Source organism: Rhodococcus sp. YL-1 (assembly GCF_001942025.1).
Classification (GTDB): Bacteria; Actinomycetota; Actinomycetes; order Mycobacteriales; family Mycobacteriaceae; genus Rhodococcus_F; species Rhodococcus_F qingshengii.
Genome location: NZ_CP017299.1, coordinates 2,728,696 through 2,748,850, shown reverse-complemented (window position 1 = coordinate 2,748,850; position 20,155 = coordinate 2,728,696). Strand labels below are relative to the sequence as shown.

Sequence of the window (20,155 nt, the reverse complement as noted above, 5' to 3'; positions counted from 1 at the left end):
ATGACACTCGCCCCCGTCCTGAGTCGCTACTGGGATCAACCGAACTCGTGGACCCTCGACAGCTACCTTCGTCACGACGGCTACCAAGCCCTACGCAAAGCGCTAGCCATGTCCCCCGACGCCGTGATCGAAACGGTCAAGGACGCTGGCCTTCGTGGGCGCGGTGGCGCCGGTTTCCCGACGGGCCTCAAGTGGAGTTTCATCCCACAGAGCACCGAAGACAAGCCAGGAGACGGCAAGCCTCACTATCTCGTCGTCAATGCCGACGAGTCCGAACCGGGCACATGCAAGGACATGCCGTTGATGATGGCGACCCCACACACGTTGGTCGAGGGAGTCATCATCGCGGCGTATGCAATTCGAGCGGCCAAGGCGTTCATCTACGTCCGGGGCGAGGTGGTCCCGGTCCTGCGACGTCTGCAGACCGCCGTGGCCGAGGCCTACGCGGCCGGATACCTGGGCCGCAACATCCTCGGTTCGGGATTCGACTTGGATCTCGTCGTGCACGCCGGAGCAGGCGCGTACATCTGTGGTGAGGAGACAGCCCTCCTCGATTCGTTGGAGGGACGACGCGGTCAGCCTCGACTGCGGCCGCCATTCCCCGCCGTCGCCGGCCTCTACGCCTGCCCGACCGTCGTCAACAACGTCGAGTCCATCGCGAGTGTGCCGTCGATCGTCCTGGGCGGCCCGGAGTGGTTCCGGTCGATGGGAAGCGAGAAGTCGCCGGGGTTCACGTTGTACTCGCTCTCTGGTCATGTCACCACTCCCGGCCAGTACGAGGCGCCGCTCGGCATCACGTTGCGAGAACTTCTCGACTACGCGGGCGGCGTTCGCACCGGGCACACCCTCAAGTTCTGGACTCCCGGCGGATCCTCGACTCCGATCTTCACCGACGAACATCTCGATGTCCCACTCGACTACGAGGGCGTCGGCGCGGCGGGATCGATGCTCGGCACCAAAGCACTGCAGATATTCGACGACACAACCTGCATCGTGCGTGCGGTGCTGCGGTGGACCGAGTTCTATGCCCACGAATCTTGCGGTAAATGCACGCCGTGCCGCGAAGGCACGTACTGGCTGGTGCAGATCCTGCGTCGGCTCGAAGGCGGAACAGGTACTGAAGCTGATCTCACCAAACTTCTCGACATCTCGGACACCATCCTCGGAAAATCCTTCTGCGCGTTGGGCGACGGAGCGACCAGCCCGATCATGTCCTCCCTGAAGTACTTCCGCGAGGAATACGTAGCGCATTTCGACAGCAACGGATGCCCGTTCGATCCTCGCCGATCCGTTCTCGCGACAGGAGCGTTCGTCTCATGACCGCAGCCGACGCCACCACTGGAACCGATGCGGCACCGCCCACTGATCTGGTCGCCCTCACCATCGACGGCCGGGAACTCCAGGTACCCAAGGGCACGTTGATCATTCGCGCTGCAGAGATGATCGGCACACAGATTCCGCGGTTCTGCGATCATCCTCTTCTGGACCCGGTCGGGGCGTGCCGACAGTGCATCGTGGAGGTCGAAGGTCAACGCAAGCCGGTGGCGTCCTGCACGACACCGGTTGCGGACGGAATGGTCGTCACCACACAGCTCACGTCACCGGTGGCGGAGAAGGCGCAGCGCGGGGTGATGGAACTCCTGCTCATCAACCACCCTCTGGACTGCCCCGTGTGTGACAAGGGCGGCGAGTGTCCGCTTCAAAACCAGGCGATGTCGACCGGTCGCACCGAATCCCGGTTCGGTGAGGAGAAACGGACCTACCCCAAACCCATCCCACTCTCGTCCGAGATCCTCCTCGACCGCGAGCGTTGTGTCCTTTGTGCCAGGTGCACACGGTTTTCGGGCCAGATTGCCGGCGACCCGTTCATCGATCTCCTCGAGCGCGGTGCACTTCAACAGGTCGGGATCTACGCCAACGAGCCTTTCGAGTCCTATTTCTCGGGCAACACCATTCAGGTTTGCCCGGTCGGTGCACTCACCAGCACGGCATACCGATTCCGGGCGCGACCGTTCGATCTGGTCTCCAGCCCCAGCGTGTGCGAGCACTGCGCGGACGGATGTGCCCAGCGCACGGACCACCGTCGCGGCAAGGTTCTTCGTCGTCTCGCCGGGGACGACCCCGACGTCAACGAGGAGTGGAATTGCGACAAGGGACGTTTCGCATTCACGTACACGACCCAAGGTGATCGGATCACCACTCCCCTGATCCGCAACGCTGACGGCGAATTGATTCCGGCGTCGTGGCCCATGGCACTCGACCTCGTTGCGCGATCCTTCGCGCAGGCCCGCGGTGACGCAGGCGTACTCGTCGGCGGACGCTCTACCTTGGAGGACGCCTACGCCTACGGCAAGTTCGCGCGAGTTGCTCTCGCTACCAACAACATCGACTTCCGAATCCGTGCTCATTCTGCCGAAGAGGCAGGTTTCCTCTCAGCACACGTCGCCGGCCGCACACTCGAAGAGTCGGTGACGTACCAGGACCTCGAGTCGGCCCCGGCCGCATTGCTGGTAGCTCTCGAGCCCGAGGAGGAGTCACCGATCATCTTCCTGCGGCTGCGCAAGGCCGCACGTTTCGGCAAGACGACGGTGCTCTCCAGCGCGCCATTCGCTACGCGCGGCCTGCAGAAGATGGGCGGCTCTTTGCTTCGGACCGTACCCGGAAGTGAAGCAGCTCTGATGGATTCGTTGTCACACCCCAGCAGTGAGGAGGGCCAGCTCCTCCGGCAGCCCGGTGCAGTGATCCTGTTGGGCGAACGACTCAGTGAGGTGGCGGGCGGCTTCGCCGCGGCGGTACGTCTCGCCGAAGCGACAGGAGCTTGTTTGGCTTGGGTCCCACGCCGCGCTGGTGATCGCGGCGCCGTCGAGGCCGGCGCACTACCGGGATTGCTTCCCGGCGGACGCCCCGTTGCGGACCCGGCAGCACGTCAGGAGGTGGAATCAGTGTGGGGGGTCTCCATCCCGGCATCCGACGGGCGCGACGCCGCGAGTCTGCTGGATCCGGGGCAGACGACTGCTGCCCTTCTTGTCGGCGGCGTCGAATTGAGTGATCTCCCGAACCCGGCGAAGGCAAGGGCCGCGATCGAAGCAGCAGGGTTCGTGGTGAGTTTGGAGATCCGTCACAGCGGAGTCACCGAACTCGCCGACGTCGTCTTCCCCGTGGCGCCGGTCGCCGAGAAGCCCGGAACCTTCCTCGATTGGGAAGGCCGCGAGCGCGTGTTCGACACCGCATTGAGAACGACAGGAGTGATGCCGGATCAGCGCGTCCTTCACGCGATCGCAGCCGAGATGGGCATCGATCTGGGCCTACCCGACGCAGATTCCGCACGCTCGGAGATACACCGCCTCGGCGCTTGGTCCGGATCGCGCCCCACCTCGCCTCAGGTCCCGTCAGGCACCATGCCCACACCGGGACTGGGCGAGGCAGTGTTGTCGAGTTGGCGAATGCTGCTCGACAACGGCCGACTGCAAGACGGCGAGCCCAACCTGGCGGGTACGGCACGGCTCCCACTCGTACGTTTGTCTGCCGAGACCGCTGCCGAGATCGGCGCCGACAACGGCGATCACGTTGAGGTGTCGACTGAATCCGGTTCCATCACATTACCGTTGGAGATCACCGAACTCCCGCCTCGAACAGTCTGGCTCCCACTCAATTCACCGGGTAGCACGATCTACGAAACGCTCTGCGTTACCGCGGGTTCCGTGGTGAAGATTGCGAAGGCTGGAGCGCAATGACCACCCACGAATACGGGACCGTGGCAGCTCCGGTCGACCTGTCGGCGTTCGGGCACGACCCGTGGTGGTTGGTGATCGGCAAGGCTCTCGCCATTTTCGTGTTCCTCGTACTCACACCGCTGATGGCAATTTACGCGGAACGAAAGGTCATGGCACGCATGCAGATGCGTGTCGGACCGAACCGCGTCGGCCCCCGTGGAATGCTCCAGAGTCTCGCTGACGGAATCAAGCTCGCCCTCAAGGAGGGCATCACACCGACCGGCGCCGACAAACCGATTTATCTCCTCGCGCCCGTCATCGCAGTCGTGCCCGCGTTCATGGCCTTTGCCGTCATCCCGTTCGGTCCGCAGGTGTCGATCTTCGGAACCCTTTCACCCCTGCAACTGACCGATCTGCCGGTCGGAGTTCTCTACATCCTCGCCGTAACTTCAATCGGTGTGTACGGGATCGTGCTTGCCGGCTGGTCGTCCGGATCGACGTATCCACTACTGGGCGCACTTCGATCGACCGCGCAGGTCATCTCCTACGAAGTAGCAATGGGGCTGTCCTTCGCCGCAGTCTTCCTCTACGCCGGCACGATGTCCACGTCCGGCATCGTCAGCGCCCAACAAGGTGCCTGGTACGTCTTTCTCCTCCTGCCGTCCTTCCTGATCTACGTGACAGCCATGGTCGGCGAAACCAACAGGGCTCCCTTCGACCTTCCCGAGGCCGAGGGTGAACTGGTGGGTGGGTTCCACACCGAGTACTCCTCACTCAAGTTCGCGATGTTCATGCTGGCCGAGTACGTGAACATGGTGACGGTGTCCGCTCTGGCCACGACACTGTTCCTGGGCGGGTGGCACGCACCGTTCCCGTTCAACCTGTGGGACGGCGCCAATTCCGGTTGGTGGCCGGTGCTGTGGTTTGTCGCCAAGGTGTGGGGCTTCCTCTTCGTCTTCATCTGGTTGCGCAGCACGCTTCCTCGATTACGCTACGACCAGTTCATGAATCTCGGCTGGAAGGTTCTGATCCCCGCAGCTTTGGTATGGGTGATGGTGATCGCGACCGTTCGTGCGTTCCGCAACGAGGGCTACAACACCTGGGTCGTACTTCTCTGCGTCGCACTGGTTCTCGGAGCTGCGCTCCTGATCGTGTTGGCCGGGACTTACCGCAGCCGACGCCGAACCGCCGCGTTGGTGCCCGATTCGGGGACCCGGCCTTTCGATGCGATGTCGGGCGGCTTCCCGGTTCCACCCCTACCTGGTCAAACGCTGCCGACCCGAAAACTACCGGGTCAGAAGGTGCCACCGCCGCGGCGGACAGATGTTTCCGACACATCGGAGGACTCCCATGCCTGATTTCCTCGGACCTATCGCGGGTTTCGGAGTGACGCTCTCGACAATGTTCAAGAAGCCCGAGACCGAGTTCTATCCGGAGGAGAAGCGCCCCACCGCGCCCGGATACCACGGTCGCCATCAACTCAACCGGTATGCGGACGGACTCGAGAAGTGCATCGGTTGCGAACTGTGTGCCTGGGCCTGCCCCGCCGACGCGATCTATGTCGAGGGTGCTGACAACACCGAAGAAGAACGGTTCTCCCCCGGCGAGCGTTACGGGCGGGTGTATCAGATCAACTACCTGCGGTGCATCGGCTGTGGCCTCTGCGTCGAGGCTTGCCCCACTCGGGCTCTCACCATGACCAACGAGTACGAGATGACCGACGACAACCGAGCCGGGTTGATCTACGAGAAGGACCGCCTTCTCGCGCCCCTGAAACCCGACATGGCAGCGCCACCACACGCGCTGCGTCCCGGCACAACTCAGGACGTCTACTACCGCGGAGACATCACAGCAGCTCCCGAACAGCCAGCACCCGAGCAAGAGCCGAACCCGGAGACCGAGAAATGATCGCGTCGGTCACGACCACGATCCTGGCGGAGGGAACGATGACATCGACCTCCACCGGCGAGGCGGTGCAGTTCTGGATCCTCGGAACCCTTGCGGTGATCAGCGCTTTGGGCGTGGTCGCCGCCCCCAAGGCCGTCTACTCTGCGCTCTTCCTTGCAATGACGATGATCATCCTGGCCGTCTTCTACATCGTGCAGGGCGCACTGTTCCTGGGTGTCGTCCAGGTCGTCGTCTATACCGGCGCAGTGATGATGTTGTTCCTGTTCGTCCTGATGCTGGTCGGCGTGGATTCTTCGGACTCCTTGGTCGAAACGCTACGGGGACAACGCGTCAGCGCGATCGTGATCGGCGTCGGATTCGGGCTACTCCTTATCGGCGGCCTCGGAAATGCGTCGATCTCGGGGTTCACCGGATTCACCGGACTCGACCAGGGCAACATCGACGCTCTCGCCGATCTCATCTTCATCCGCTACGTCTGGGCCTTCGAACTGACCGGCGCACTGCTGATCACGGCGACACTTGGCGCAATGATGCTCGCGCATCGGGAGAAGATCGGATCCACGCTCAGCCAACGCGAACTCTCGCAGCAACGATTCGCGTACCTGGGCAGCGATGAGAGCAATCCCGACAAGGGCTCGGCCACTCCCCTCCCCAGTCCCGGCGTGTACGCACGTCACAACGCAGTAGACATGCCGGCGTTGTTGCCCGACGGAACGTTCTCGACCCTCTCCGTCAGCAGCGCCCTCACTCCGCGATCCCCGGATCCCGATACCGGCGAGGAAACGCAGCGATGAATCCAGAGAACTATCTGTATCTGTCGGTCCTGTTGTTCACCATCGGGGCTGCGGGAGTCCTCCTGCGACGCAACGCCATCGTGGTGTTCATGTGTATCGAATTGATGCTCAACGCCGCGAACCTGGCATTCGTGACCTTCGCGCGCATGCACGGCAATCTGGACGGCCAGATCTTCGCCTTCTTCACGATGGTGGTAGCTGCGGCCGAAGTAGTCGTCGGCTTGGCAATCATCATGATCATCTTCCGATCTCGGCGTTCTGTATCCGTCGACGACGCAGACCTGCTGAAGTACTGACATGTCAGGAGGAATCACGTCCGCCATCTGGTTGCTCCCCGCCCTGCCCCTGTGCGGCGCCGCTGTCCTGTTGCTGGCGGGTCGTCGCACGAACGCGTGGGGCCACCTGTTCGCCTGCGTCATGGCACTCGCGTCGTTTGTCGTCGCAGTGGTGTTTTTCATCGCCATGCTCGGCCGCGACACCGCCGACCGCACCGTCACCGAGCACCTGTTCAGTTGGGTCCCGGTCGACAGTCTTCAGGTCGAGTTCGGACTGCAGCTTGATCAACTGTCGATGTGTTTCGTCCTGCTCATCACCGGTGTAGGTTCGCTGATCCACATCTACTCGGTCGGCTACATGGCGCACGACCCCGAGCGTCGTAAGTTCTTCGCCTACCTCAATCTCTTCCTCGCTGCGATGCTGCTCCTCGTGCTCGCCGACAACTTCCTCGGGCTCTACGTCGGCTGGGAAGGCGTCGGTTTGGCGTCGTACCTGCTGATCGGTTTCTGGCAGCACAAGCCGTCGGCGGCGACCGCTGCCAAGAAGGCTTTTGTCGTCAATCGGGTGGGCGACATCGGATTGATGATCGCGATGATGTTGATGTTCAGCACGTTCGGCTCGCTCTCGTTCAGCAGCGTCTTCGCCGACGCGTCTGGTGCAAGCGAAGGTGTCCTGACGGCGCTCGGCCTGATGCTCCTCCTCGCTGCATGCGCGAAGTCGGCGCAGGTGCCACTGCAGTCGTGGCTCGGCGACGCGATGGAGGGCCCCACCCCCGTCTCGGCGCTGATTCACGCGGCCACGATGGTCACGGCCGGCGTCTACCTGATCGTGCGCTCCAATCCGATCTTCGATCTCGCACCCGACGCTCAACTCGTGGTTGTCATCGTCGGTGCCGTGACGCTGCTGTTCGGTGCGATCATCGGCTGCGCGAAGGACGACATCAAGAAAGCGCTCGCCGCATCGACCATGAGTCAGATCGGATACATGGTCCTGGCGGCGGGCCTCGGACCAGCTGGATACGCCTTCGCAATCCTTCATCTGATCACCCACGGATTCTTCAAGGCAGGCCTGTTCCTCGGCGCGGGTTCGGTGATGCACGCGATGAACGACGAAACCGACATGCGGCGCTACGGCGGGCTCCGAGCGTTCATGCCACTGACTTTTGTCACGTTCGGGCTCGGATACCTTGCCATCATCGGTGTTCCGCCGTTTGCCGGGTTCTTCTCCAAGGACAAGATCATCGAGGTTGCGATCGGCGAGGGTGGCGTCAAGGGTGTTGTGCTGGGCATCGTCACCCTGTTGGGTGCGGCCCTCACTGCCTTCTACATGAGCCGCGTGATGCTGATGACCTTCTTCGGGAAGGCCCGCTGGGAGAACCAGAAACCTCACGAATCTCCGGCAGTGATGACGTCTCCGATGATCATCCTGGCGGTGGGGTCCGTCGGCGCCGGGATGCTCCTGACCATCGGGTCCAGCTTGCAGAACTGGCTCGAACCGGTTGTCGGCTCACATCACGTCGAACCGCCGATACCCGCATGGTCGATCACCGCGCTGGCGCTGCTCGCAGTTGCCGCCGGCGTCGCGATTGCGTATCGCGAGTACGCCACCCGGGAGATTCCACTTGTGGCACCGACTCCGGTTTCACCGTTGACCGGTGCGGCTCGCCGCGATCTGTACGGTGACGCCTTCAACGAGACGGTGTTCATGAAGCCCGGACAACAACTCACCAAGTCGTTGGAAGTGTTCGACACCAAGGGAATAGGCGGCGTCGTGGGCAGCTTTGCGGTGGTCGTCACCGGGCTGTCCGCGCTCACGCGGAAGCTACAGACCGGGTTTGTTCGCTCGTACGCGCTGGTGATGTTTGTCGGAGCAACACTCGTGGTCGCGACAATGATGGCGGTGACACTGTGGTGATCGAAGCGGCGGTGAGCGACTCTGTGACCAATACCGGCTTCCCTGCGCTGACGGTGCTCTGGTTGCTTCCGCTCATCGGAGCGGGTGTAGTCCTCGCTCTGCCGGCACGGTCGTACCAATTTGCGAAGTCTCTCGCATTGGCTGTGTCCGTGGCAGTCCTGGTGGTCGCCGCCGTTCTCGGAGTTGCGTTCGACCGCGGCGGCGAACAATTTCAATTTGTCGAAAGCCACAGCTGGATACCGGCTTTCGGTACCAGCTACACACTCGGACTCGACGGGATCGCACTCGTTCTGGTTCTTCTCACCGCCGTGCTGGTGCCGTTACTCCTGATCGCGGGCTGGAATGACGTCCCGGCAGACCCGGCATCACCCAAGAGAATGCCGCACACCTATTTCGCGCTGATCCTTGTTGTCGAGTCCATGGTGATGATTTCGTTCAGCGCCTTGGACATTCTCTTGTTCTACATTTTCTTCGAGGCCATGCTGATACCGATGTATTTCCTCATCGGCGGGTTCGGCGGAGTGGGCAGATCTCGCGCAGCCGTGAAGTTTCTGCTCTACAACCTCCTCGGCGGCCTGGTCATGCTCGCTGCAGTCATCGGCCTGTATGTGGTCACCACGCGCGACGAGAGTCCCTTCGCCAGCGGCACTTTCGACTTCCGGGCGATCGCCTCAGCGGCAAACAGCGGTGAACTCGGTGTGGGACCCGGGGTGCTCAACGCCTTGTTCCTCGGATTCATGTTCGCGTTCGCGGTGAAAGCACCGCTCTGGCCGCTGCACAGTTGGTTGCCGGACTCCGCGGTGGAATCGACTCCGTCGACAGCAGTGCTGATGATGGCGGTCGTGGACAAGGTGGGCACGTTCGCGATGATTCGCTACTGCCTGCAACTGTTCCCGGAGTCGTCGTCGACTTTTGCACCGTGGATCATCACGCTCGCCGTTATCGGGATCGTCTACGGCGCAATACTGGCGATCGCACAAACAGACGTCATGAGACTGATCGCCTACACGTCGATTTCGCACTTCGGCTTCATCATTCTCGGAATCTTCGCGATGACCAGCCAGAGCCAGGCGGGTTCCGCGCTGTACATGGTCAATCACGGAGTCTCCACTGCGGCTCTGTTTCTGATTGCGGGATTCCTCGTCTCGCAGCGAGGTACTCGATCGATCGCGGCGTACGGCGGCGTCCAGAAAGTTGCACCCGTACTTGCCGGCACATTCCTCGTTGCGGGGTTGGCAACGCTGTCGCTGCCGGGTCTCGCGCCGTTCATCAGTGAGTTCCTGGTGCTGATCGGGACGTACTCGCGATACCACGTGGCCGCTATCGCGGCGACTGCCGCGCTTGTCCTGTCCGCGATCTACATACTCTGGCTCTACCAGCGCATGATGGGCGGACCTGTGAAGGAAGAGCAGGGAACGATCCGCGACCTCGCTCGACGCGAACTCGTGGTGGTCGCCCCTCTGATCGCACTCTTGTTGCTTCTCGGCATCTACCCCAAGCCTGCCTTGGACGTCATCACTCCTGCAGTGAGCCATACGGTCGTCGACGAGGCTCCGACCCCGCTCGTCGCCGACCACGAAGGAGGTGCCCACAAATGAGTTCCTTCAACGACGTGACCATCCTCGGCTCAGCCGGCACGGCGTCACCCAGTGTCGAATACAGCTTGCTCTCGCCAATGTTGATCGTGTTCGGTGTTGCGGTTGTGGGCGTACTCATCGAGGCATTCGCACCCCGGCGTTTTCGATACCCCGTGCAACTCGTCCTCGGTGTCGCAGGCTTGGCGGCCGCATTCGTGGCAGTGCTTCTGCTCGCCGGCACGCGGTCGACGGCGATGATGGGTTCTGTAGCGGTCGACGGTCCGACCCTTTTCCTGCAGGCCACGATCCTTCTCGTGTCGATCCCCGCAGTACTGCTGATCGCCGAGCGAGGCTCGGGCAACACCGCCGAGGTGATCGCGCAACACGACGCGCTCGGCGGTTTCACCCCTCAAGCGTCGAGCGTCCCCGGAAGTGTTGCGGAACAAGAAGCGGTCAAGGTCGGTATCGCCCAGACCGAGGTCTTTCCGCTCACCCTCTTCGCTGTCGGCGGCATGCTCCTCTTTCCCGCGTCCAACGATCTGCTGACGATGTTCGTTGCGCTCGAAGTGTTCTCACTGCCTCTGTATCTCCTGTGTGGTCTGGCACGCCGACGTCGCCTGCTCTCCCAGGAAGCTGCGCTCAAGTACTTTCTGCTCGGGGCATTTTCGTCGGCGTTCTTCGTTTTCGGAATCGCATTGCTGTACGGCTATGCCGGGACGGTCACGCTCTCCGGTATCGCCGACGCAGCACGCAGCGGGTCGGGTACCGATGCCTTCCTGTGGCTCGGGACAGCACTCGTGGCCGTGGGATTACTGTTCAAAGTCGGTGCCGTGCCGTTCCATTCGTGGATTCCCGATGTCTATCAAGGGGCGCCGACGCCGATCACCAGTTTCATGGCTACCGCGACCAAGATCGCCGCATTCGGTGCCATCCTTCGTGTCTTCTATGTGGCTCTGCCCAACGAGTACGTGAACTGGCGTCCACTGATGTGGGCAGTCGCGATTCTCACGATGGTTGTCGGATCGATCGTCGCTGTTACGCAAACCGATATGAAGCGGATGCTCGCGTATTCGGCCATCGCGCACACCGGATTCATTCTGACCGCTGTGGTTGCGGATTCGGATGCCGGCCTGGCCTCGGCGATGTTCTACCTTCTAGCCTACGGATTCAGCACCGTGGGCGCGTTCGCCGTCGTGAGTCTGGTTCGGGACGCAGACGGTGAGGTCGCGACGCTCTCGCGCTGGGCCGGATTGGGCCGGCGCTCACCGCTGGTCGGAGTTGTGTTTGCACTGTTCCTGTTGGCTTTCGCCGGGATCCCGTTGACCAGTGGGTTCATCGGAAAGTTCGCGGTGTTCAGCGCGGCAGCCGAGGGCGGGGCCGCACCTCTCGTGATCGTCGGCGTCCTGTGCAGCGCGATCGCCGCGTACTTCTACGTGCGAGTGATCGTGTTGATGTTCTTCACCGAATCGGCCGCAGACGCTCCGACCGTCGTGGTACCGAGTGCACTGACCAGCAGCGTGATCGGCCTCGGCGCCGGTGTCACGCTCATCCTCGGCATACTCCCCCAGCCGGCGCTCGACCTCGCCGAGCGTGCAGCGGACTTCCTACACTGAGCCGATGCGTGAATCTGACCTCGACCCCGGGCTGCCGAGCATCATCCGGGCCCCATGGTTCGTCGGGTTTTCAGCGGTAGCGATTGTCCATCTGATCCTCAATGCCGCTGATGCTGCGCCCTGGGACGGGATCACCAAGGTCATGCTCGCTCCGATTCTGGCTGCCTGGGTTGTCGCCCGACGCGGACCTCGAATTGTTGCTGCTGCGCTGATTGCCTGTGCTTTCGGAGATTTGTTCCTGATCTGGGAGACCACGTTTGTCATCGGGATGGCAGCCTTCGCGATCGGTCACCTCTGCTTCATCCGATTCTTTCTCTCACACGGCGCGCTTCGGGAGATACGAAGGCGGCCATGGTTTCTGTGCGCTTACACCGTCGCTGGGATCGCTCTTGTGTCGTACACCTGGACCGGTCTCGAACCTGAACTTCGAATTGCCGTCCCCGTGTACGCCGCAATACTGGTGGGAACCGCATCAACCGCACTGACGTACAACACGATCACCGGTATCGGCGGCGCTCTCTTCCTCGTCTCCGACGCCTTGATCCTGCTCGGTCAGGCGAACAAGTGGCAGCCCGCCGCTGCGGGCATCTGGATCATGACGCTGTACATCCTCGCTCTGTTGCTTCTGACAGTGGGAGTTCTCGGCCGGAGTAAGACGCCAAACCGTCCATTAGCTCAGCGGCTGTAAGGATCAGCAACCAGCCGGACATCTCTTCATATGACCCCGAAATCCGAGGAACAACCGCCGCCGAGCGGCGAAGAGCGGTTCACCGCCCTGTGGGACGCCTACGCCGGTCGGGTGTTCGCGTATACCTGTCGCCACGTTGATCATCACAGCGCGCAGGAGGTTGTCTCCGAGACGTTCCTCGTTGCCTGGCGACGCTTGGACGAAGTGCCCGAGCAGGCACTTCCATGGCTGTTGGTGGTGGCTCGAAACACCGTGAACAATAACCGTCGCAGCGTTCGGCGCTTTGACGCGCTCACCGAGAAGATGGGACGCATCGAGCAGATTGCGGCATCGACGCCGGGCGCCGACGTCACTGTCACCGAACGCACGGAACTGCTCGAAGCACTGGCAACACTCACCGTCACCGAACGTGAAGCCCTGCTCCTGACTGCCTGGGACGGGTTGACCGCCACCGAAGCCGCGCGGGTCGCTGGGTGTTCGGTTCCGGCCATGCATGTTCGTCTCTTTCGCGCTCGGCGTCGATTGCGCGCCGGGTTGACTTCAGAATCCGTCACCGTAATCCCGATGAACACCGCCCGACCTTGCGCTGCCGCCGAACACGGGAGTACCCCATGACCAAAGATCTGCTGACCACGCTCGAGAAGCTGCGGCCGAGCGATACGGTTTCCGCCGAACTCTGGCCCGAGAACGTCCAAGATGCCGCACGCACCCGAATCATGGCTACCAAAAACAACATTGGGGCAACCAAAGCTCCACGCCGTCGCGTCGGTGCCATCGTTCTCGTCGCGGCGATCTGCGCAGCAGTGGTGGTGGGCTGCGCCGCTGCCACGGGGATGATGCCGAAAGCGTTCACCGACATGTACTCGGGTTGGCAGACGATGCCGGGAACCAACGGCGGAATAGATCCGTCCACCGCCGAGCGGGTCGGGTCCATTCCCGGACCTGACGGAACCTTGTTCAGCGTCTTTGTCGCCCACGGCGCCAATGGCTGGAGGTGCGTCGCCCCGATCTTCGAGTCCGCCGAAGATCTCGATCAGCGAGCACCCTCCGATTTCAGCCACCTTGGAGACAGTTGCTTTCCTGCTGCGGATCCCGATATGTACCCGGAGGAAGCGTCACCATTCGCACTAGGAGGCGGAGCCGGCATCATGGTTGCCGGTCCACACGAGGCGACCTACGACGCAGGGGCGGGAGGTGCTGTCCGAGCCGAACTTCACACCGCAGACGGCCAGATCTATCCGACAATTCTTGCCGAAGACCGCTTCTACGGATGGATTCCCCTGTCGCTCACGTCCCCTCGTCCAACCCTCGTCGGATATGCCGCAGACGGGACGGTCGTCGGCACCCGGTGAGCTGTCGGTACCCTCGAAAGATGACTGCACACGCCCCGAACGAGCGCATCCCCAGCCAGTGGGAAGAGATCACTGCAGCCGACTCGACGCATTCCACACGATATGTCGAGCGTTTCCGTTCCATGAGAGCGGACGGCAAGGACATTGTCGGGGAAGCACGTTTGATCGACGCGATGCTCGGACGCGGTGGCCGGGTTCTCGATGCAGGGTGCGGGCCTGGCCGACTCGGCGGTTATCTGCACGACGTCGGGCATGTGGTTGTCGGAGTCGATGTCGACCCGGTTCTCATCGCTGCCGCAGAAGAAGACCACCCCGGACCGGCGTGGCTTGTCGGCGATCTCGCCGAACTCGATCTGCCGGCCCGCGGTGTCGAGGCAGATTTCGACGTCATCGTGTCGGCAGGCAACGTGGTGGCGTTTCTCGCGCCGTCCACCAGGCAAGCAGTATTGTCAGGATTTGCTCGTCATCTCGCTCCGAGCGGCCGAGTGGTCATCGGATTCGGTGCCGGCCGTGGCTACGAGTTCCCCGAGTTTCTCGCCGACGCGACCGCGAGTGGCCTCGGGGCTGATCTGCTGCTCTCCACGTGGGATCTTCGCCCGTTCAAGGAGGATTCCGAATTCCTGGTCGCGGTGTTCTCCCGCGCCTGACCCGGCACTTCCCCCGCAGTCCCTGCGATCCGTCACACGGCGATCAACTCACCCTGATCACAATGGTGGCGACTGTTGTTCACTACGAACATAATTGGATGAATGCGGGTGTGGCCGAGCGGCAAGGCAGCGGTCTGCAAAACCGTCCACGCAGGTTCGACTCCTGCCATCCGCTCCCATTGAGATTCCGCCTTACGTTACGGAGCAACCACGGTATCGCCGCCGGGCTTTCGTGACATAGCTTCCGCTCGAGCCGAACCATTGCCCTGGAAACATCGCACCACCAAGATGTTTGGCATGCCCCCGGAGCACCACGGTTCCGTACGTGTCGCCGAACGTCCCGGCCGATGCGGGAACTGCGCGCACCCCGCCCCTTCGCTGGAGCGTGGGTGGATCGAGCGCTGCCTCAGGTTCGCTCCGCAGCCCGCTCGGTGTGCAGAAATCCTGGTGATGGACCACTACACCGGAGCGATGGAATTCTGCCGGTGCCGACATCCGTTCCACGGGTCCTGATCGCGCCGGATCCTCGAGATCCGCTGTCGAGCCGAGTCCCTCGGCGCCCCGGCTCGACAGCGAAATCACACCTGAATCAGCTCAGCGAGCTCAGCAGCGGCTCGAGAAGCTTGTAGAGCTCGAAGATTCCGATGATCGTTGAAATAGAACCCATGATGATCCTCCGTGATTCGTGAACTTTCCGTGACGTCGCGTCACAGGCAGAAAGCTAACAAACCCGGCATTCAAACGGGGACCTTGGATGTGTCCGGCAGATGAACTCCCTGCTCGGAGAAGCATTTTGGTGACCAGCGTCATGCTCATCGAGAAATGAGCCCCATCGTCACATCACCTGACACCGACCGACGGTAGCAGCAAAAGTCTGCCCGTTGCGATCTGGCGATACATGACACCATTTCCACCCCATCCGACTCTTGCTTTGTGCGCTGAATCCGATTACATTTCTCCACAATACCGGTACGCGTAACGAAATAAAGAGACGGTCTACTTCACAGCCCGATATATCCAGTGCCACAACCCTTCCGGACTCTTGGAGGGGCGGCGTTTCGTCGCGTCCATAAGCTCCTCACTCCCCGATCGAAAGAGAGCACGATGACCACAGAGAGCGTCTCCGGCAATCAGCCGCGACCGGTAGCAACTATCGCAAGCCTGACCCTGCTGATCGCTGCCGTGGCCGCGCTCGAAAGCATCATCGTCCCCGCACTCCCCCTGATACAGAGAGACTTCGGAGTGACGGCCGACGTCGGAGCGCTCGCATCCGTCGCTCTGACGTTGAGCACTGTCCTCGTCACGCCGATGGCCGGGCGAATAGCCGACGTGTACGGCGCCCGCCCCACCTTGCTCGCGATCACGACAATCGTTGTCCTGGGCGGCAGCGTGTCCGCTCTCGCAACGATCTTCCCGCTGTTCGTCCTCGGCCAATTTCTCCAGGGATTCGGGCTCGGGTTGCTTCCCGTGAGCTTCGTGGTCCTACGACGCACTTTGTCCTCGGACCGACTGAAGACGGCCACGGGTTTGCTCGGGGCTGTCGTAGTGGCCGGCGGCGCTCTGGGAGTCGTGCTGGCGGGACCCGTCGCGGAAAACGTCTCACGCAGCGCGATGTATGCAGTTCCGACCGCGTTCGTTTTGCTCGGCGCAATTGCTTTTGCCGTGAGCACACCACGAGATCACATGTCGAACGTCGGCGGCCGACTCGATTGGCCGGGAGCGGGCGGATTGGCTCTGGGGTTGTTGACGCTGACGGCGTGGCTTGCGAGCGCGTCGAGCAACGGGTGGGGCGCACCGACGTCGATGCTGCTGGTTCTCGCTTCCGCTGCCGTGTTCACGATCTGGGCCAGGTATCAGAGCCGGACAACCGAGCCGATGGTCGACCTGACGATGATGCGACATCGTTCGATGTGGAGCGCCGTGGTCGTCGGCGTGGTTTTCGGGTTCACCTACGGCGCTGTTGTCTATCTACTTCCGCAACAACTCGCCGTGCCGGCAGAGAGCGGATTCGGCCGCGGTGCATCGACAAGTGCCATCGGAATCCTGCTGTGCATCGGTTACGGCGCAGCGGTGATCGCGTCGGTGATCTCCGGAAAGCTCGCACAACGGGTCGGCACGAAAGCCATTGCGGTAGCGGGAGTTGCCTTCCTCGGCCTGAGCGGCGCCGTCGGGGTCTTTGCAACAACGATGTGGCAGATCGTTGTGGTGCTGATCCTTGCGGGTACCGGCGTTGCCGCCGCGTCGACGGCAGTGTTCGTCATCTCCGCCGACAGCGCACCGGCAGACCGCGTAGGTGTCACGACGGCAATAGTCACGATCGCCAGATCGCTGGGTTCTGCTGTGGGAACCCAAATTGCCGCCGGGATCATCGCGAGCGCGACTTCATCCGGCGGTCTTCCCCAGCACTCGGCATTCGCCACAGCTTTCGGAGTGGCGGCAATCGTTGCGATTGTCGGACTCGTTGTCGCGGTGACGATGCCGAAACCGGCATCAACCGATGTTCAGTGGTCGTCGTCGTCCTCGTCGAAGTCTGCGACTCCGCGCTTCCAGTAGCCCGTGATCAGGTGGTCGCCCGAACTCAGGCCGAGTTCGTCGCGCACGAATCTGCGAATCGGCTTGAGACTGGTGGCCTCACCGGAGATCCAGGCGTAGACACGCTCGCCCTCGGGCACGGTGACCGTCCGTACTGCCTGCTCGAGCAGATCCGAGTGACCGGCTGGGACGTCACCGCGGTGCAGCCATCGCACCTCGACGCCTTCCGGAACAGTGAGTTCGATTTCCTGTGAGGGGTCGGTGATCTCGACGAACACCCACCCGGCGGCAGCAGCGGGCATCATCTCGAGCCAACGAGCAATGGCAGGAAGGGCGGTGATGTCACCGGCCAGCAGATAGCGGTCGTACGTCCACGGAACCACGACGCCACCGGGCGGACCTGCCACGTGCACCCGAGTGCCGACGGTCGCCGCCTGAGCCCAATCAGAGGCGTACCCACCTTCGTGGAGCGCGAAGTCGAGGTCCAGCTCCCCCGCCTTGGCGTCGTATCGACGGACGGTGTACTCACGCGAGATCGGCAATGGACGAGGCCACTTCAGGCTGAATCCGTCGCGTTCGGGTAGACGTAAAGTTCCGTCGGCATCCGGGTAGACCAGGCGAACATGCTCGTCGGGAGCGTGCGATTCGAAGCCCGCCAACTCCGGTCCACCCAAGGTCAGACGCAACAGTCCGGTCCCGACCATTTCGCTGCGAACAACTTCGAGTTCGCGAATGCCGATGGGGTACGGCACTTTTGCGCCGGTGGTCCCCGCCAGAACTTCGGCGATGGTCGCGAGGTGGTCTCCTCGGTTCATGAACTACCTTCCTTTTCCGGCGGAGCATTCCCCACCGGCACAGTGTTTTCGGAGAGATCGACTTCGTTGATCTCCGAAGTTACCCGGCGCACCGAACCCAATGCTGCCAGGAGAACCAGGCCCAGTGTCACACCGGCGAGCCCCAAGACCAGTAGCGCGGCGCCAGGCTCGAGCCACTGCCCGAGGAACCCGGCTGCCATCGAACCGATCGCCGTACCCGTGACGGCTTGCACCATCCACAGACTGGACACGCGTCCGCGCAATTCGTCCGGCGTGTTCTGTTGAAGGACTGCAAATCTCAGAATGTCGTTGAGTGCGCGGCCGAGGCCGAATCCGGCCAGGCCCAGGAACGCGACAATCGCTGCTCCCGACGCACCCAGTACCACCAGGCCGAGAGGCATCAGCGCAACAGAGATCAACATCGCGGCGCCGTTGCGGTGGACTCGTCCGGTCCAACCGCTGGTGAGGGAACCGACCACAGCGCCGACAGCGGGGGCGCCGTAGAGCAGACCGAGCATGGTGGGTCCGCCGCCGAGAACCTGGTCGACGAAGGCAGGCAGCAACACCATCGGCCCGCTGACGAACATGACCAACAGACCGCTGATCAGGATGCCGCGAATGACTGTGTGCGTGCCGGCGAATTTCACGCCGGTCACCAGCGCGCGCATCGGGCTTTCGTGATTCGTGCCCGGTGCCGGGGAAGGGCCGATGGCTTGGAACAACGTGACAGTTGCTGCGGTGGCCACCGCAGCAACAAAGTATGTCGCGGGAATGCCGCCGGAGGCGATGATCACGCCGGCGATTGCCGGCGAGATCATCGTCCCGATGTCGGTGGTCAGCGCTACCAAAGCGCCGGCCGCAGCCATCTTGTTGCGCGGCAACAACGTCGGCATCAAAGCCATCAAGGCCGAGCTGCTGACACCGCCGGCCAAGCCGTCGACAGCTGCCGCGACGTAGATGACCCACATCGACGGGTGTGGCAAGAGCGCATTGCACCCGAGAATGACAAAGCCGAGACCCGCAGCACTGCGGGCCAACTGGATGGTGCGTCGCCGATCGTAACGGTCAGCGAGCACGCCGCCGAACAGGCTGCCGAAGAACATGGCGATGGCCATCGCCGTGGACACTCCGGCAACCTGCAAGGTCGAGCCGGTGAGCTGGTACGTCTGCGCGGGGACGGCTACGACGAGCAGTCCGATCCCGAGTAGCGAGATCAATCGCGCGGAAAAGGCGTACCTGAAGGGACGGCTGGTCCGCAAGGGTGAAACATCGATCACCAGCCCACCGAATCGAGTCATGCGAAGGTCTGGCCGATCAGGTCGAGGGTAGCCATTGCGCCGTCGTAGTCAGGACGGTAGCTGCTGGCGGGGAGCTCGAACGTCGTGCCTGCCTTGAAGGACGGCAACTGCGAGTAAAGCGGATCGGTGGCAAGTTCGGCCATCGGGCGACCGGACACCGGAATCACAAAGGCGACAGGAGCATCGGCGACCTGCGAGAGCAGTTCCGGGCTGACCTCGAACGAGTCACCCGAGCCGAAGAGCTGCGGGTTGCCGGCCTTGGCCATGACGTCGTCGGCCTTGAAACCGAGCTCGGCGAGCATCGCGGGCAGCGCGGCCGTCGGCGGAACGAGGTACGGCTTGTTGCTCGAGACCGAGAGGAAGTAGACGACGTTTCCCTCGGGAACCTTGATCTTGCCCTTGACCTCTTTGACCTTGTCCTCGTATGCGCTCATCAGTGCCGGAACCTGGTCGGAACGGCCCGCCGCGTCGGCGACGATTTCGAGCTGCTTGTCCCACGCGGCGACCGTCTTGGGGACCAAGACGGTGGGTGCGATAGCAGTGAGCTGATCGTAGAGTTCCTCGGACTGAACCGAGGTGATTCCCTGGCCACCGCCGATGATCAGGTCGGGCTCAGCCGCCGCGACGGCTTCGATGTTGAGCTGCTCGCCGGCCGGCAATTCCTTGGTGCCCTGCGCCTTTGCGGCGTCCGCCCAAGCCGGCGGGAATCCACCGTCGAGGTTCGTGACACCGAGGACGCGGGTATCGGTGGCAACCACCGGTGCGTCCAGGGCGTACAGGTATCCGGCGAGACCGCCGCTCAGAACCACGATGCGCTCCGCCGACGCGGGCACGGTGACCGAGCCCTTCTCGGTCTCGATCACACGGGTCGTGGGCTCTGCAGCCTTGGTCGGTTCGTCGTTCGAATCGCTACTGCAACCGATCATCGCCACGAGTGCGACGATCAGCAACCCTGCGATGGCGACGAATCGTCGCCAACTCCGTATCGCGAGGGGCGGTGTGGACTTCATCATTGAGCTCCCATTGTG

Annotated in this window: 17 protein-coding genes and 1 tRNA gene; 15 read left to right on the top strand and 3 right to left on the bottom strand. The window is 62.5% G+C overall.

The genetic code is table 11. From position 1 onward, the window contains the following. From nuoF to BH682_RS12770, 15 genes are all read left to right on the top strand, one after another. Positions 1 to 1,320, top strand: a complete 1,320-nt coding sequence (gene nuoF, locus BH682_RS12845) for an NADH-quinone oxidoreductase subunit NuoF (protein ID WP_050655787.1) — start codon at positions 1 to 3, stop codon at positions 1,318 to 1,320. Continuing rightward, positions 1,317 to 3,734: an NADH-quinone oxidoreductase subunit G gene (locus tag BH682_RS12840; protein WP_075833037.1), complete on the top strand. Its 2,418-nt coding sequence runs from the start codon at positions 1,317 to 1,319 to the stop codon at positions 3,732 to 3,734. Before nuoF ends, BH682_RS12840 begins: the two co-directional genes overlap by 4 nt. Further along, complete coding sequence (gene nuoH, locus BH682_RS12835; protein ID WP_075833035.1) at positions 3,731 to 5,071, top strand: NADH-quinone oxidoreductase subunit NuoH; 1,341 nt, start codon at positions 3,731 to 3,733, stop codon at positions 5,069 to 5,071. Before BH682_RS12840 ends, nuoH begins: the two co-directional genes overlap by 4 nt. Next, positions 5,064 to 5,621: an NADH-quinone oxidoreductase subunit NuoI gene (gene nuoI / locus BH682_RS12830; RefSeq protein ID WP_075833033.1), complete on the top strand. Its 558-nt coding sequence runs from the start codon at positions 5,064 to 5,066 to the stop codon at positions 5,619 to 5,621. The genes nuoH and nuoI overlap by 8 nt, the downstream gene beginning before the upstream one ends. Next, positions 5,618 to 6,415, top strand: a complete 798-nt coding sequence (locus BH682_RS12825) for an NADH-quinone oxidoreductase subunit J (RefSeq protein ID WP_058226275.1) — start codon at positions 5,618 to 5,620, stop codon at positions 6,413 to 6,415. The genes nuoI and BH682_RS12825 overlap by 4 nt, the downstream gene beginning before the upstream one ends. After that, positions 6,412 to 6,711, top strand: a complete 300-nt coding sequence (gene nuoK, locus BH682_RS12820) for an NADH-quinone oxidoreductase subunit NuoK (protein ID WP_003942238.1) — start codon at positions 6,412 to 6,414, stop codon at positions 6,709 to 6,711. The genes BH682_RS12825 and nuoK overlap by 4 nt, the downstream gene beginning before the upstream one ends. Before the next feature lies 1 nt (position 6,712). Further along, positions 6,713 to 8,605, top strand: coding sequence for an NADH-quinone oxidoreductase subunit L (gene nuoL, locus BH682_RS12815; protein ID WP_030535567.1), 1,893 nt, complete (start codon positions 6,713 to 6,715; stop codon positions 8,603 to 8,605). Beyond that, positions 8,599 to 10,203 carry an NADH-quinone oxidoreductase subunit M gene (locus tag BH682_RS12810; RefSeq protein WP_064444520.1) on the top strand — a complete coding sequence of 535 codons (1,605 nt, stop codon included), beginning with the start codon at positions 8,599 to 8,601 and terminating at the stop codon, positions 10,201 to 10,203. Before nuoL ends, BH682_RS12810 begins: the two co-directional genes overlap by 7 nt. Continuing rightward, positions 10,200 to 11,795, top strand: coding sequence for an NADH-quinone oxidoreductase subunit NuoN (gene nuoN, locus BH682_RS12805; protein WP_003942161.1), 1,596 nt, complete (start codon positions 10,200 to 10,202; stop codon positions 11,793 to 11,795). Before BH682_RS12810 ends, nuoN begins: the two co-directional genes overlap by 4 nt. 4 nt (positions 11,796 to 11,799) lie before the next feature. Next, a complete protein-coding gene (locus tag BH682_RS12800; protein WP_075835264.1) occupies positions 11,800 to 12,483 on the top strand; it encodes a lysoplasmalogenase in 684 nt (227 codons plus the stop codon). Between the two features lie 30 nt (positions 12,484 to 12,513). Next, entirely contained in the window at positions 12,514 to 13,098 is a 585-nt protein-coding gene (locus BH682_RS12795; RefSeq protein WP_075833031.1) for an RNA polymerase sigma factor, read from the top strand. Continuing rightward, positions 13,095 to 13,835: a hypothetical protein gene (locus BH682_RS12790; protein WP_075833029.1), complete on the top strand. Its 741-nt coding sequence runs from the start codon at positions 13,095 to 13,097 to the stop codon at positions 13,833 to 13,835. Before BH682_RS12795 ends, BH682_RS12790 begins: the two co-directional genes overlap by 4 nt. A gap of 20 nt (positions 13,836 to 13,855) precedes the next feature. After that, positions 13,856 to 14,482 carry a class I SAM-dependent methyltransferase gene (locus tag BH682_RS12785; protein ID WP_075833028.1) on the top strand — a complete coding sequence of 209 codons (627 nt, stop codon included), beginning with the start codon at positions 13,856 to 13,858 and terminating at the stop codon, positions 14,480 to 14,482. Positions 14,483 to 14,586: 104 nt separating this feature from the next. Next, a tRNA-Cys gene (locus tag BH682_RS12780) sits at positions 14,587 to 14,657 on the top strand. A 929-nt stretch (positions 14,658 to 15,586) separates the two neighbouring features. Beyond that, positions 15,587 to 17,035 (top strand): MFS transporter, encoded by a 1,449-nt coding sequence (locus BH682_RS12770; RefSeq protein WP_064444516.1) that lies wholly within the window; start codon positions 15,587 to 15,589, stop codon positions 17,033 to 17,035. Here the strand turns inward: BH682_RS12770 and BH682_RS12765 are convergent. From BH682_RS12765 to BH682_RS12755, 3 genes are read right to left on the bottom strand one after another with little or no spacing between them, the layout of a single operon-like run. After that, positions 16,984 to 17,829 carry a siderophore-interacting protein gene (locus BH682_RS12765; RefSeq protein ID WP_075833025.1) on the bottom strand — a complete coding sequence of 282 codons (846 nt, stop codon included), beginning with the start codon at positions 17,827 to 17,829 and terminating at the stop codon, positions 16,984 to 16,986. The genes BH682_RS12770 and BH682_RS12765 overlap by 52 nt on opposite strands. Then, a complete protein-coding gene (entS, locus tag BH682_RS12760) occupies positions 17,826 to 19,127 on the bottom strand; it encodes an enterobactin transporter EntS (protein WP_007735127.1) in 1,302 nt (433 codons plus the stop codon). Before entS ends, BH682_RS12765 begins: the two co-directional genes overlap by 4 nt. Further along, positions 19,124 to 20,137, bottom strand: a complete 1,014-nt coding sequence (locus tag BH682_RS12755; protein ID WP_003942170.1) for a Fe2+-enterobactin ABC transporter substrate-binding protein — start codon at positions 20,135 to 20,137, stop codon at positions 19,124 to 19,126. Before BH682_RS12755 ends, entS begins: the two co-directional genes overlap by 4 nt. Positions 20,138 to 20,155 lie beyond the last annotated feature (18 nt).

What these genes read in the sequence shown, in the direction of transcription:
- entS (WP_007735127.1), bottom strand. Translation starts at nt 19,127, where the DNA reads ATGACTCGATTCGGTGGGCTGGTGATCGATGTTTCACCCTTGCGGACC.
- nuoI (WP_075833033.1), top strand. Translation starts at nt 5,064, where the DNA reads ATGCCTGATTTCCTCGGACCTATCGCGGGTTTCGGAGTGACGCTCTCG.
- nuoF (WP_050655787.1), top strand. Translation starts at nt 1, where the DNA reads ATGACACTCGCCCCCGTCCTGAGTCGCTACTGGGATCAACCGAACTCG.
- nuoH (WP_075833035.1), top strand. Translation starts at nt 3,731, where the DNA reads ATGACCACCCACGAATACGGGACCGTGGCAGCTCCGGTCGACCTGTCG.
- nuoL (WP_030535567.1), top strand. Translation starts at nt 6,713, where the DNA reads ATGTCAGGAGGAATCACGTCCGCCATCTGGTTGCTCCCCGCCCTGCCC.
- BH682_RS12795 (WP_075833031.1), top strand. Translation starts at nt 12,514, where the DNA reads ATGACCCCGAAATCCGAGGAACAACCGCCGCCGAGCGGCGAAGAGCGG.
- BH682_RS12770 (WP_064444516.1), top strand. Translation starts at nt 15,587, where the DNA reads ATGACCACAGAGAGCGTCTCCGGCAATCAGCCGCGACCGGTAGCAACT.
- BH682_RS12765 (WP_075833025.1), bottom strand. Translation starts at nt 17,829, where the DNA reads ATGAACCGAGGAGACCACCTCGCGACCATCGCCGAAGTTCTGGCGGGG.
- BH682_RS12840 (WP_075833037.1), top strand. Translation starts at nt 1,317, where the DNA reads ATGACCGCAGCCGACGCCACCACTGGAACCGATGCGGCACCGCCCACT.
- nuoK (WP_003942238.1), top strand. Translation starts at nt 6,412, where the DNA reads ATGAATCCAGAGAACTATCTGTATCTGTCGGTCCTGTTGTTCACCATC.
- BH682_RS12785 (WP_075833028.1), top strand. Translation starts at nt 13,856, where the DNA reads ATGACTGCACACGCCCCGAACGAGCGCATCCCCAGCCAGTGGGAAGAG.
- nuoN (WP_003942161.1), top strand. Translation starts at nt 10,200, where the DNA reads ATGAGTTCCTTCAACGACGTGACCATCCTCGGCTCAGCCGGCACGGCG.
- BH682_RS12755 (WP_003942170.1), bottom strand. Translation starts at nt 20,137, where the DNA reads ATGAAGTCCACACCGCCCCTCGCGATACGGAGTTGGCGACGATTCGTC.
- BH682_RS12800 (WP_075835264.1), top strand. Translation starts at nt 11,800, where the DNA reads ATGCGTGAATCTGACCTCGACCCCGGGCTGCCGAGCATCATCCGGGCC.
- BH682_RS12825 (WP_058226275.1), top strand. Translation starts at nt 5,618, where the DNA reads ATGATCGCGTCGGTCACGACCACGATCCTGGCGGAGGGAACGATGACA.
- BH682_RS12790 (WP_075833029.1), top strand. Translation starts at nt 13,095, where the DNA reads ATGACCAAAGATCTGCTGACCACGCTCGAGAAGCTGCGGCCGAGCGAT.